This window comes from Mycolicibacterium brisbanense (assembly GCF_001570425.1).
Lineage (GTDB): Bacteria > Actinomycetota > Actinomycetes > Mycobacteriales > Mycobacteriaceae > Mycobacterium > Mycobacterium brisbanense.
Genome location: NZ_BCSX01000046.1, coordinates 118990 through 130995 on the forward strand (window position 1 = coordinate 118990; position 12006 = coordinate 130995).

At 66.9% G+C, this 12006-nt stretch carries 13 protein-coding genes; 2 read left to right on the forward strand and 11 right to left on the reverse strand.

Annotated elements, in window-relative coordinates:
* Positions 1-19 precede the first annotated feature (19 nt).
* A complete protein-coding gene (locus tag RMCB_RS27075; RefSeq protein WP_029366060.1) occupies positions 20-493 on the reverse strand; it encodes a MarR family winged helix-turn-helix transcriptional regulator in 474 nt (157 codons plus the stop codon).
* Between the two features lie 74 nt (positions 494-567).
* On the opposite strand from RMCB_RS27075, the gene RMCB_RS27080 reads away from it, so the two are divergent.
* On the forward strand, positions 568-1260 hold the full coding sequence (locus RMCB_RS27080) for an NAD(P)-dependent oxidoreductase (protein WP_062831260.1): 693 nt from the start codon (positions 568-570) through the stop codon (positions 1258-1260).
* A 111-nt stretch (positions 1261-1371) separates the two neighbouring features.
* On the opposite strand, the gene RMCB_RS27085 is transcribed toward RMCB_RS27080, so the two are convergent.
* From RMCB_RS27085 to gatC, 3 genes are all read right to left on the reverse strand, one after another.
* Complete coding sequence (locus RMCB_RS27085; protein ID WP_029366062.1) at positions 1372-2403, reverse strand: ATP-dependent 6-phosphofructokinase; 1032 nt, start codon at positions 2401-2403, stop codon at positions 1372-1374.
* A 105-nt stretch (positions 2404-2508) separates the two neighbouring features.
* A complete protein-coding gene (gene gatA, locus RMCB_RS27090) occupies positions 2509-3990 on the reverse strand; it encodes an Asp-tRNA(Asn)/Glu-tRNA(Gln) amidotransferase subunit GatA (protein ID WP_029366063.1) in 1482 nt (493 codons plus the stop codon).
* On the reverse strand, positions 3987-4286 hold the full coding sequence (gatC, locus tag RMCB_RS27095; RefSeq protein ID WP_029366064.1) for an Asp-tRNA(Asn)/Glu-tRNA(Gln) amidotransferase subunit GatC: 300 nt from the start codon (positions 4284-4286) through the stop codon (positions 3987-3989). The genes gatA and gatC overlap by 4 nt, the downstream gene beginning before the upstream one ends.
* Before the next feature lie 104 nt (positions 4287-4390).
* Here gatC and RMCB_RS27100 point away from each other — a divergent pair, with 104 nt between their 5' ends.
* The gene (locus RMCB_RS27100; RefSeq protein ID WP_201028360.1) at positions 4391-5059 is read left to right on the forward strand and encodes an ACT domain-containing protein; all 669 of its coding nucleotides are present in this window, start codon (positions 4391-4393) and stop codon (positions 5057-5059) included.
* Between the two features lie 72 nt (positions 5060-5131).
* Here the strand turns inward: RMCB_RS27100 and RMCB_RS27105 are convergent, their stop codons facing one another.
* Genes RMCB_RS27105 through RMCB_RS27135 form a run of 7 tightly spaced genes read right to left on the reverse strand, consistent with a single transcriptional unit; the run spans position 5132 to position 11921 of the window.
* The gene (locus RMCB_RS27105; protein ID WP_062831216.1) at positions 5132-6148 is read right to left on the reverse strand and encodes a hypothetical protein; all 1017 of its coding nucleotides are present in this window, start codon (positions 6146-6148) and stop codon (positions 5132-5134) included.
* Positions 6145-7209: a vWA domain-containing protein gene (locus RMCB_RS27110; protein ID WP_062831217.1), complete on the reverse strand. Its 1065-nt coding sequence runs from the start codon at positions 7207-7209 to the stop codon at positions 6145-6147. Before RMCB_RS27110 ends, RMCB_RS27105 begins: the two co-directional genes overlap by 4 nt.
* Positions 7206-8291: a vWA domain-containing protein gene (locus tag RMCB_RS27115; RefSeq protein ID WP_062831218.1), complete on the reverse strand. Its 1086-nt coding sequence runs from the start codon at positions 8289-8291 to the stop codon at positions 7206-7208. The genes RMCB_RS27110 and RMCB_RS27115 overlap by 4 nt, the downstream gene beginning before the upstream one ends.
* Entirely contained in the window at positions 8282-8755 is a 474-nt protein-coding gene (locus RMCB_RS27120; RefSeq protein WP_062831219.1) for a hypothetical protein, read from the reverse strand. The genes RMCB_RS27115 and RMCB_RS27120 overlap by 10 nt, the downstream gene beginning before the upstream one ends.
* Entirely contained in the window at positions 8748-9617 is an 870-nt protein-coding gene (locus RMCB_RS27125) for a DUF58 domain-containing protein (protein ID WP_062831220.1), read from the reverse strand. Before RMCB_RS27125 ends, RMCB_RS27120 begins: the two co-directional genes overlap by 8 nt.
* Positions 9618-9633: 16 nt before the next feature.
* A complete protein-coding gene (locus RMCB_RS27130) occupies positions 9634-10638 on the reverse strand; it encodes an AAA family ATPase (protein WP_062831221.1) in 1005 nt (334 codons plus the stop codon).
* A gap of 56 nt (positions 10639-10694) precedes the next feature.
* Complete coding sequence (locus RMCB_RS27135; RefSeq protein WP_062831222.1) at positions 10695-11921, reverse strand: proline-rich domain-containing protein; 1227 nt, start codon at positions 11919-11921, stop codon at positions 10695-10697.
* Positions 11922-12006 lie beyond the last annotated feature (85 nt).

Here is a 12006-nt window from a genome sequence, read left to right on the forward strand (position 1 = left end):
CGATCCTAATTGGACGGGTTCAGGCCAGGCCGGGGTGCACTCCCGGTGTCAGTCCCGCGGCCGCCGACATGCTCTGCAGCGCGGTGAGCAGGGCGGCCCGCTGCTCCTGCGACAGCGGCGCGGTGATCTGGTCCTCCAGGTCGCGCACCACCCGGTCCAGGCCCGGCAGCACGTCGCGGGCGCTCTTGGTCAGCGACACGGCGAACGCCCTGCGGTCCGTCGGATGCGGCAGCCGCTCGACCAGGCCTTGCTCCTCCAGCGCGTCGACCATGGCCACCATCACGTTGCGGTGCAACCCGAGGCGGACCGACAGCTCACGCTGCGACTGGCCATCCAGCTCGGCGAGTGCGAGCAGGATCGCGGTGGCCCGCGGGTGGATGCCCAGCGATTCGAGCCGCCGCTTGAACTCGTCGGCGATGTGCGACCCGAGCTGCGAGAGCAGGAACGGTATGCGCTCGTCGAGCGCGGCGATGCCGGTCGGGTCCTGGGTCATGTGCGGACACTAGCACTTGTCATGATTGTCATATAACGTGACTATCACTATTAGTGATCATTCTGGAGGTAGTCATGCGCATCACGATCTTCGGGGCCAACGGCACGACCGGACGCATCCTCACCAGGCGGGCGCTGGACGCCGGTCACACCGTGATCGCCGTGACCCGCCATCCCGAGCAGTTCCCCATCACCGATCCCAATCTGACCGTGGCGAAGGCCGATGTCCGCGACCTCACCGCCGTCACCGCCGCGGTCGAGCGCGCCGACGCGGTGTTGTCCACTCTGGGCGTCACGTTCACCATGGCGCCGGTCGACACGTATTCCGTCGGCGTGGCCAACATCGTCAGCGCGATGCGCGCGACGGGCGTCGCTCGGCTCGCCGTCGTGAGTTCCACCGCGATCGCCGAGTATCCGGGCCGCACCGACACACCGTTCGCGTTGCGCGTGGTCCAGCCACTGATCAGCAACGTCTTCGGCAAGACGCTCTACGCCGACATGCGCCGGATGGAAGACATCGTGACCGACAGCGGACTGACCTGGACGATCGTCCGGCCCTCCGGCCTGTTCGACCTGCCGGACGTCACCGAATACCTTGCCGGGCAACGTGATCCGGTGGGCGCGTACACGTCGCGCACGGACCTCGCCGACTATCTGCTGAAACTGGCCGAGTCACCGAAACCCGGTGCGATCGTGACGGTTTCGACGACGGTCGACACCCCGTCAATGTGGCAGCTGCTGCGCCGCGAGGCGTTCAAGACCGCGTGAGGTTGCCGCGGGTTCTCCCGCGAGCAGACGTGAAAGTCCGCGACACGCGGCGTTTCCGGTACCCCCGCGTCTGCTCGCCGGGAAAGGTCGAGCCGCTCGCAGAGAACGCGCTCAGCCGAAGAACTCGGCCGCGTCGTCATACCGGCTCTGCGACACCAGCTTGAGCCTGCGCGTGGCGTCGGCCAGGGACACCCGCTCGATGTTCTCGCCCCGCAGCGACACCATCATCCCGTACTCGCCGGCATGGGCGGCGTCGGCGGCATTTACCCCGAACCGAGTGGCCAGCACCCGGTCGTAGGCAGTCGGCGTCCCGCCACGCTGCACGTGACCGAGCACCGTGGTGCGCACTTCCTTCTTGATCCGCTTCTCGATCTCGACGCCGAGTTGGTGAGCGACGCCGGTGAACCGGACGTGGCCGAACTCGTCGATGCCACCGTCGCGAAGCTGCATCGACCCCTCGGCGGGCTTGGCGCCCTCGGCGACCACACAGATGAAGTGCGAATCACCGCGCTGGAAGCGCTGTTTGATGAACCGGCAGACTTCTTCGACATCGAACGGATGCTCAGGGATCAGTGTCATGTGCGCGCCGGAGGCCATGCCGGCGCTGAGTGCGATCCACCCGGCGTGGCGACCCATCACCTCGACGAGCATCACCCGCTGATGAGATTCGGCGGTACTGTGCAGGCGGTCGATGGCCTCGGTGGCGACCTGCAGCGCCGTGTCGTGGCCGAAAGTGACATCGGTGCAATCGATGTCGTTGTCGATGGTCTTGGGCACGCCCACCACCGGAACGTTCTCCTCGGACAACCAGTTGGCCGCGGTCAGCGTGCCTTCCCCGCCGATCGGGATCAGCACGTCGATGCCGTTGTCCTCCAGCGTCTGCTTGATCCGGGGCAGCCCGGCTCGCAGCTCGTCTGGATTCACGCGCGCGGTGCCGAGCATGGTGCCGCCCTTGGCGAGCAACCGATCGTTGCGGTCGTCGTTCTTGAGCTGAACCCGCCGGTCTTCCAGCAGACCCCGCCAGCCGTCCTGGAATCCGACGACCGTCGAGCCGTACCGCACATCACACGTACGCACCACCGCGCGGATGACCGCGTTGAGACCGGGACAGTCGCCGCCGCCGGTCAAGACTCCGATCCGCATCAGTCAGCCGCTCCTCGTGTGCGCATGTGTCCTATCTTGCCCGGCAGGCCACTACGCTGCCGGGCAAGGGTTGAAACTGCAGGTGGGTCTACGTTCGGAGGGGATTCAGAGCGCGCTGGGCATCGGGCCGCGAGCCGCCTCGTATGCGGCGCCGACCCGGTAGAGCCGGTCATCGGCCAGAGCCGGGGCCATGATCTGCAAGCCGACCGGCAGGCCGTCATCGGGAGACAGACCTGACGGAACCGACATGCCGCAGTGCCCGGCCAGGTTCAGCGGCAGGGTGCACAGATCGAACAGGTACATCGCCAGCGGATCGTCGACCTTCTCCCCGATGCCGAAGGCTGTGGTGGGAGTCGTGGGGGTGACCAGAACGTCGACGGTTTCGTAGGCGCGTTCGAGGTCACGGGCGATCAGCGTCCGGACTTTCTGCGCCTGGTTGTAGTACGCGTCGTAGTACCCGGCCGACAGTGCGTAGGTGCCGATCATGATGCGGCGCTTGACTTCCGGACCGAAACCCGCAGCCCGGGTCAGCGCCATGACCTCTTCGGCGCTGCGCGTGCCGTCGTCGCCGACGCGCAAGCCGTACCGCATGGCGTCGAAGCGCGCGAGGTTGCTGGACACCTCCGAAGGCAGGATCAGGTAGTAGGCCGCCATTGCGTGGTCGAAGTTCGGGCAGTCGACCTCGGTGACCTCCGCACCGAGGGCGGTGATCTGCTCGACGGCCGCGTTGAACGATGCGAGGACGCCGGGCTGATAGCCCTCACCGCGCAGCTGCTTGACCACACCGACCCGGACGCCCTTGAGGTCGCCCTGTGCGCCGGCCTTGGCCGCACCCACCACATCGGGCACCGGCACGTCGACCGACGTCGAGTCGTGAGGATCGTGGCCGGCGATGACCTGGTGCAGAAGTGCGGTGTCGAGCACCGTGCGCGCACATGGGCCGCCCTGGTCCAGTGACGACGCGCACGCGATCAGCCCGTAACGGCTGACCGTGCCGTAGGTGGGTTTGACGCCGACGGTCGCCGTCAGCGCCGCCGGCTGCCGGATGGACCCGCCGGTGTCGGTACCGATGGCCAGCGGCGCCTGGAAGGCCGCCAGCGCCGCGGCGCTGCCGCCGCCGGAACCGCCCGGCACCCGGTCGGTGTTCCACGGGTTGCGGGTCGGGCCGTACGCGGAGTTCTCGGTCGAGCTGCCCATGGCGAACTCGTCCATGTTGGTCTTGCCCAGGATCGGGATGCCGGCCGCGCGCAGCTTGGTGGTCACCGTCGCGTCGTACGGCGAGCGCCAGCCTTCCAGGATCTTGGACCCAGCCGTCGTCGGCGCATCGGTGGTGGTGAAGACGTCCTTGAGCGCCAGCGGAACACCGGACAGCGGCGAGGCCAGCGTCTCGCCTGCCGCGACCTGACGGTCGACAGCGGCGGCTGCGGCCAGCGCCTGCTCGGCACCGACGTGCAGGAACGCATGGAAGCGCTCATCGGTCGCAGCGATCTGATCCAGATGCGCCTGGGTGACCTCGGTGGAGGTGACCTCGCCGGCGGCGATCTGAGCGCCGAGGGTCGCGGCGTCGTAGCGTGTGAGATCGGTCATTCTGCTTCTCCCAGGATCCGTGGCACCGCGAACCGCCCGTCCTCGGCCTTGGGCGCCGCGGCCAGCGCCTCGTCCTGGGTCAGGCACGGCTCGACCACGTCGGGCCGCGTGACGTTGACGTCTTTGAGTGGGTTATCGGTGGCCTCGACGCCGGTGACGTCGACGGATTGGATCCGGCCGACGTGGGCAAGGATGGCGTCGAGTTGGCCGGCGAAACTGTCCAACTCGTCATCGGTCAGCGCCAGCCGGGCCAGATGCGCCAGGTGGGCAACCTCGTCTCGGGAGATCTGCGACACGACAAAGCAGCCTAGTCACTGCGCCAAACCCTCTGGCAGCGGGCACGAGCGAAGCCGTCGCGGGCGAGGTACTCGTAATGCCCACGCCGCACCGTTGTGCAACAGTGTTGCCCGTGCCTTCCTATCTGCTGCGGGTCCAGCTGGAGGATCGTCCAGGCCGCCTCGGCTCGCTGGCGGTCGCGCTGGGTTCCGTAGGTGCTGACATCTTGTCGCTCGACGTCGTGGAGCGCGGCGCGGGATTCGCGATCGACGATCTGGTGGTCGAGCTGCCCGCCGGGTCCATGCCCGACGCTCTGATCACCGCGGCCGAGAACTTGACCGGCGTCTACGTCGACAGCATCCGGCCGCACACCGGTCTCCTCGAGGCGCACCGCGAGCTCGAACTGATCGACCACGTCGCAGCCGCCACGGGACGCGCTGCCCGGCTTCAGGTTCTCGCCGAGGAGGCGGCTCCTGTGCTGCGGGTCGGATGGTGCACGGTCCTGCGGGCGAGCGCATCCGGAGTCGAGCGACTGGCCGGTAGCCATGGCGCACCCGAAACCCATCTCCTGTCGGCACCTTGGCTGCCACTGCAACAGGCGGAGACGCTCAACGGCACCGCGGACTGGGTGCCGCAACTGTGGCGGGACATGGACACCACCCTGGCCGCCGCGCCGTTGGGCGACCACGACACGGCCGTGCTGCTGGGCCGGCCGGGCGGCCCGGGGTTCCGGCCGTCGGAGGTGGCCCGGCTGGGTTACCTGGCCGGGATCGTGGCTACGATTCTGCGGTAGAGGTTCAGACCGCGATCGTCTTTCGCATAGCGACGACAACCGTTGAAGGCCGTGGTCTTCTCATGCCCCCGCTCACGGCGACTCCTGATTACCACCGTGTGCATTGGCGTTGTCCAGCAGGATCTTGAGGCGCTCCAACGGATTTCCGTCGCCCAGCCGCTGACCCGGTGCCTGGCCGCTGCCGGTACTGGGCAGCCGGTCGGGGCTGACGGGGTTGAGCACGTCAGGCCCGCCGCCCTCCGCCGGCGGGCCGGGCGTCATCGTGGGCTCGGGCGTATCGGGCGACGGCATGTTCGGACCCGGTCCCGGCGGTGGCGCCCCACCCGGGGTCTGTTGGCCGTCGCTGGGTTGTCCCGGCGACGGCGAAGGTGACTGCGAGGCCCCGGGCAATCCCGGCAGCGGCGGTGCCGAGGTCGGGGTCAGCGATGTCGGAGCCGGCTGCGGCGTCACGGTTTGCGGCGGCGCTGACGGCGGCGGGGGCGGACGATGCAGGTTGCGCAGTTTCTCCTCCAACCGCGGCAACGCCTGATCGCGGATGGCCTTGCGGTCGGCGTTGGCATCGTCGTTGCCCGCGAAGCATTGCGCCGGCGCTTCCTTGACGATCGCGATCGCGGCGTTGTACCGGCGCTCGGCCGCCTGTTTGTCATTGCCGCGGGTTGCCAAGTCCCCCAACGTTTCCTGCACCAGCTCGAGGTTCACCCGCACCGGGCAGGAAGCGGCGGGATCGGTGCGCGACAGCGAGTCGCCGAAGCGTGCCTCGGCGTCGGTCAGCCGGCCTTCCAGAACCATCAGGTCGCCCGCGGCGAACGATGTCTTCGCCGGGTCGACGACGTTGAACATCTCCAGGATCGAGATGTCGTCGCGCATGGCGTCGATGTCGTGCCGGTCGAAGTCGGATGCCGCCCAGTTACCTGCCACCACCACGCTGATCAGCTTCGCCGCCACGGCCAGGAGCACGATCACCACCGGTGCGGAGAAGAGATACAGACGTCGCCGCAAGCGCAGGCGGGCGGGACCGGACCGGTAGTGGGTCAGCATTCGCCGAGCCGCGGCGCGCACCGCGGCACCGGATTCCTTCATCAGCATCATGAGGTGACGTCCTTGCGCGACATCCGATTACGCCGGAACTCCCGAATCGTCAGCACGATCTCCCCGAGCACCAGCGCGGCGGCCAACATCGTGAACAGCCAGTACAGTTCCCGACGTTCGACGAGTTTCGAAGCGTGCAGCGGATTCTCGTCGTCGGACCCGGCCACCGGATCCACAGCGGGCAGCACGGCGGTGATGGACTGGCCTGCCTCCCGGTGAAAGTAGGGCACGCCGAGTTCACCGGCGATCTTCTTCAGCGTCGACTCGTCGAGCGTGGAGTTCAGCGGCGCGCCGGTACCGGGATCGTTCTGGTAGACCTTGGTGCCACCGACCCAGCCCTGTGGCACCGGACCCCCGGCCGACGTGCCATAACCCAGTACCGCACCGCCGCTGACGGCCTTGTCGGGGAGGTCGAATGACTCGGATGTGGCGCGGGTGCCCGCGTCACCGGATCCGAAGTAGAAGACCAGGCTCTTGGAATCCTTGAATCGGCCGGCCGCCGCCTCCAACTGCTTCCTCAGTTCGTCACGCGCGGCAGTCGGATCGGCCTGGTACATGGCGTCGGGCGCGACCAGGGTATAGGGCGACAATCCGTGCACAAGTGACTGCAGGCTCCAGGCGTCGTCCGAAAGAGGCCAGTCCACAGCAGCTTTCGACGCGAAGGAGACCAAGCCGAACCTGGCCCGCGGGTATTCGTTGATCAACGACGAGATGTCGGCCCGAACCCCGGCCATCCGCGACTGCCGGTCACCGAAGTCCTGCACCCGCATGTTCACAGAGCGGTCGACCACGAAGAACACGTTGAGGTTGGGGTCGACGGCCGAGGCGCCCTTGGGCTGTTCGGCCGGGTGGTCGCCGTCGAGATCGAAACCCGGCCGCGCCGATGCGAACACCAGCATGAGTACCGCGAGAGTCAGCCCGCCCCAGCGCAGCACGACCTTGCGGTACTGACCGGTGCCGGTGCGGACCAGCACGCGATACAGCGCGACCATACGGATGACGATGAGAAGCGCACCGAGGCCGAACAGGGCAATCGGCGCGACAATCGGGTCGAAGGTCATCGGCGCAATACCGCCAGCGAGACGCACAGCAACACAGCCGCGGCGACCGCGGCGATGAGCGCCTCCTCAGGCGCATCCCAGGACTGGCTGGTCACCACTCGGCCACTGGGCAGGACGGCCTGCGGCGGGTTGTCCCGAATCTGGTCGAGCAGCCGGGTGAGAGTGGAATCACCCCCCGCCTGCGCGGTTCCGGCCGGGTTGAACAATGCGAACTTGCCGCCCGTGGCGTCGGCGATCGATTGCAACCGGTTGTTGGCATCCGGCGAACTCTGGGCGACATCGGAACGCGAGATCACATTGATCTGCACACCGGCCTTGACTGCCATGTCTTTGATGGCCTGCTCGGTGTAGAGCTGCGCACGCTGTTCATCCGGTGACCGCAGAGCGCTGTAACCCAGGTAGACCAGCGACCGCCGATGCTGACTCTTGCCTTCGAACGACGGGAAACCGGTGAGGCACAACGCCAGAATGTCCTCGGCGCTCGGCGCGTAGTCGACATAGGTGACCTTCTGGGCGAACTTGTCGATCCCGGTCTGCAATTCGGCGCGGTCGGCATCCGACACCGGCCGGTGTGTGTCCAGATCCTGCTGAATACGAGCCAGTTTCGCGAAGTACTCGAACCGGTCGGCGGCGAAATCGTGGTCGCGGGTCAGCGGCACCACCCGCAGACTCGGCGATGTCAGCCCGATCCGCTGGGTGTCATACGACTTCGCCTGCTCGGCGTAGTAGTTCAGGAAGTTCGCGGTGCTCGGGTCGATGACCGGTTCGCCCACGCACAGCATGGTGTCCAGGGGGTGCTCGGTCTCGAATTCCTTGGTGGAGCTGGAGGTCCCGACCGGCCGCGCGCTGGCGACCAGAGCGGTGGCGAACGTCGCCAGTAACAGGACACCGGTGACGATCATCGACAGGAAGTAGATCCGGTACACCCGCGCGTACTCGGGCAGCCGGGTCAGCCGGTCGACATGCGCGAGCGGGCGCAGCACCTGCTGCACCTTCGCCATCGGAAGCAGCGAGGCCGCGATGACGCACACCGCCAGGATGACCAGCCCGGCCAGGATGACCGGCCACCATTTCAGCGCCATGTGCGTACCAGTTCCTCGGCGGAGCGACCGAGCGTGGCCATGTCGGACTGTGGCGCGACGCTGAACTGGACGTCGTTGAGCGCACGGAACAGCGGCCCGACCCCCGCCAGGTCGCCGTCTGCGATCTCAGCGACATGCAGGTACTGGGCCCGCACCCCGGTGGTGACGTAGATGAAGCTGCGCAGGATCCGGCTCACGGCCGCTCCTGCCTGGGCAGGGGTGAGACCACCGGCCAGATACTGCTGATTGGTGCGCTGCAACGAGCGGGCGAACCGGCGGCGCACCAACCAACCGTGCAGGTTCCGGATCACGGGCACGGTACGCAGCCGGGCCGGCGCCAAGGTCCACACGAAAACCCCTGTACACCAGATGATCACGATGGCGATCAGGAATAAGCCGATGGCCACGCACCAGTACGAGAACGGCAGCGGGCCGCCGATAAACCGCAACAGATCATCAGGCATTGCCGAACACCTCGTTCATGTCGACGATCCGGTCCCGGATCTCGGCACTGGCGGCGACGCGGGCGAAGCAGACCTCGTGTGAAGACAGGAAGCTGTCCAGTGCAGCGACGCGAGCCTGCTCGGCGGCGCGATAGGCGGCCACGACGCGCGGCCCGAGGGTGGCGCCGTTGAGCACAAACCGCCCGGTCGCCACGTCGAACCCGTCGTGCTCCCCCTCGTCGGCCCCGACCGCAGGCATGTCGGTGACCATCAGCCAGATGATTTCATGTTGCCCTGCAAGCGCTTTGAGTGCTGCATCGAGCCGAGGGCTGATGTCGGGTTCGTCGGAGACGACGATCACCAAAAGCCGTCTGCGATGCGCGTGCGCGACGAACTCCAACTGCGCGACGATGTCGCTCGCGCCGACCTCACCGAGACTGTGGTTGTAGTAGTGCTCGAGAATGCTCTCGATGTGGGTTTCCCCGCGCCGGTTGCGGATGTTCGCCGAACCTCGCGCGTCGCCGTACACCATCCCGACCTCGTCGCTGCGGCCCACCGCGATGAGGCCGATGGCACCGAGCACATTCGTGGCGACCTCGCGTTTCACCTCGCCGGTCGGCGTCAAGGCGGTCATGTTGCGGCCCGCGTCGGCGACCAACAACATCTTGTGGTGCCGCTCTGAGACGAACCGCTTGATGAGCACCGAACCGGCGCGTGCCGAGGCTTTCCAGTCGATGTCGCGGACGTCGTCGCCTGGCACATATGGACGCAGGTCGTCGAGTTCGAGTGTCCTGGTGTGCAGCAGTGCGTAGCGCCCGCCCTCCAGCAGGCCCCTGGTGTCGGTACCGAAGTACTGCTTGGCCCGGTTGAGGTACTTGCCCATGTGTCCGCAGGGCCGATCAGGGCACGCGAACCGACTGCAGCACTGCGTCGATGACCGTTTCGGGTGTCACGCCCAGCCGCGTCGCTTCGAATCCGAGGATCAACCGGTGTCGCAGCACGCGATAGGCGAGCTTCTGAATGTCTTCGGGCAGCACATGATTGCGGCCCTGCAGCACCGCAGAGGCGCGCGCCGCGCGGCTGAACGCGATGGTGGCGCGCGGGCTGGCGCCGTACTGCACCAACTTCGCCAGCTGCGGCGGCAGGAACTGCGCAGGGTTGCGGGTCACACCGATGAGCTGCGTGATGTAGTGCACCAGCACGGGATCCAGGTGCACATTGCGTACCACGCTCTGCAAGCGCCGCATATCGTCCAGTCCCACAACGGGTCTCGGCTTCGCTTGGCGATCGTAGACACCCGCATCGATCCGGAAGATGACCTCGGCCTCTTCCTGAGGGGTGGGGTACCGCAGGACTTCCTTGAGCATGAAGCGGTCGGTCTGCGCCTCCGAGAGCGGATACGTGCCCTCCTGGTCCACCGGGTTCTGGGTCGCGATGACCAAGAACGGCTCGGGGATCGGGTAGAGCTTGCCCGCGATGGTCGTCTGACGCTCCTCCATCGCCTCCAGCATGGCGCTCTGCGTCTTGGCGCTGGAGCGGTTGATCTCGTCGAGCAGCACGATATTGCTGTGCACCGGCCCCAGCTGCGTGACGAACTGACCCGACGACGAGTCGTAGATCTGCGTGCCGATGATGTCGCTGGGCAGCAGATCGGGCGTGCACTGGATCCGGTTGAAGCCACCCGAGATCGCGTCGGCGACAACGCGCGCCGCGGTCGTCTTGGCCAGCCCCGGAACGCTCTCCAACAGGATATGGCCGCCGGTGAGCAGGCCGATCAGCAACGATTCACGCAGGTTTTCCTGACCGACGACCTTGGTCGAGAACACCTGCGCTATCGCGCTGACGATCCGATGGGCGCTTTCCATCTCATGCTGATTCGGTTGCACGCGCGCAACTGTCGTCATCGAGTTACTCCCCCCGTAATGTGCGCAAGCTCAAACGAGATGCTGCGTGGTCGCGCTCAACTCCACTTGATCGTCGGCGGGGTCTGGCTCAGGTCAGCGTCGCCGAACAGCGTGAAGCTGTCGCTGCCTGTTATCCGCCCGCCGTCGCGGCCCTGAACCGAGTAGCCGAAGCTGCCGGACAACGTGACGTTGGCCGACAACGAATACTCGGAGAACGTGATCTGTGCGCCGTCCGGTGCCGGGGCCTGCCAGTCCACCGTGCCGTCGACGGCGCCGTACTCATAGAGATGCTGCGGGCAGTTCGGCGGCGACGTCGACTTGGAGCGGGCACAACCGTCCAGCAGGCTCTTGATGTTCGCGGTGATGCTGTTCTTCGCCGAATCGCTCAGCGAGAATTCGGGGCTGTTGGCGCCCGCGTAGCCGGTGAGCGAGTCCAGCAGCAGCGGCTTGCCCTCGACCTTGAGGTTGCTGTTGTTGGAGCCCCAGTCGACGTAGCCGGGAAACACGTAGACCACCGAGCTGCCGACCGGCTTGCCGAAGGCGGTCAGGGTGCCCATGGCCTTGCTGCTGGCCTGGGCCGAGTAATCCAGCCGTACCGCAGCGGAATCGAGCTTCCACTTGTTGCCCGACTTCTTCATCATGAACGTGGTGTCGGACACCTGATCCCCGAAGTTGGCGGTCACGTGCACCGAGCCGAATCCGATGCCGTTGTTCGAATCGTCGCCCAGGATGCGGATATTGGAGATCGGCATCTTCTCGACCTGAGACTTGAGGATCTCGTCGGTCAGCAGTTCCTTGGATGCCGGCTGGTCGGCCCCGAAACTCAGCGCCGCTTCCGCGTCGCCCTTGGCGAGCGCCTCGAGATAGCCCTGCACGGTCTTGCCCGCGGAATCGCTGGAGCCGCCGCCACCACCGCGTCCGACCAATGCCACGACGGCGACGATCACGATCACCAGAAGCACCGCAGCACCTGCACCGATCGTGATGATCAGGGCCTTGCGGTTGCGCTTGCCCCCGGGTGGCGGGAAGCCGGCGAACTGCGAGTCGAACTGCGGTGGCCCGACCTGCGGCGGGCTCCCGGGTTGCGGCCAGCCCGGCTGCGCTTGAGCACCCCACGCCGGCTGTTGCTGTGCGCCCCAGGGTTGTGCGGCCGGCGGTTGCTGCGACGGCATCGGTGGGGACGGCTGCCAACCGCCGGACGGGTCGGCACCACCCTGATCGCCCTGGCCGCCGATCGGGCTCGGTCCGCCGTAGCCACCGTCACCGCCTGACCAGTTCGTCACAGCAGAACTCCCAACCGCGGTTCATGCCGCACTGGCAAACCCCCACTTTCCGCGACCCGACTGTGTGCACACGACGAGCCGGGGA

Coding starts and splice junctions, on each gene's coding strand:
- RMCB_RS27075 (WP_029366060.1), bottom strand. CDS start 493: ATGACCCAGGACCCGACCGGCATCGCCGCGCTCGACGAGCGCATACCG.
- RMCB_RS27080 (WP_062831260.1), top strand. CDS start 568: ATGCGCATCACGATCTTCGGGGCCAACGGCACGACCGGACGCATCCTC.
- RMCB_RS27085 (WP_029366062.1), bottom strand. CDS start 2,403: ATGCGGATCGGAGTCTTGACCGGCGGCGGCGACTGTCCCGGTCTCAAC.
- gatA (WP_029366063.1), bottom strand. CDS start 3,990: ATGACCGATCTCACACGCTACGACGCCGCGACCCTCGGCGCTCAGATC.
- RMCB_RS27105 (WP_062831216.1), bottom strand. CDS start 6,148: ATGATGCTGATGAAGGAATCCGGTGCCGCGGTGCGCGCCGCGGCTCGG.
- RMCB_RS27110 (WP_062831217.1), bottom strand. CDS start 7,209: ATGACCTTCGACCCGATTGTCGCGCCGATTGCCCTGTTCGGCCTCGGT.
- RMCB_RS27115 (WP_062831218.1), bottom strand. CDS start 8,291: ATGGCGCTGAAATGGTGGCCGGTCATCCTGGCCGGGCTGGTCATCCTG.
- RMCB_RS27120 (WP_062831219.1), bottom strand. CDS start 8,755: ATGCCTGATGATCTGTTGCGGTTTATCGGCGGCCCGCTGCCGTTCTCG.
- RMCB_RS27125 (WP_062831220.1), bottom strand. CDS start 9,617: ATGGGCAAGTACCTCAACCGGGCCAAGCAGTACTTCGGTACCGACACC.
- RMCB_RS27130 (WP_062831221.1), bottom strand. CDS start 10,638: ATGACGACAGTTGCGCGCGTGCAACCGAATCAGCATGAGATGGAAAGC.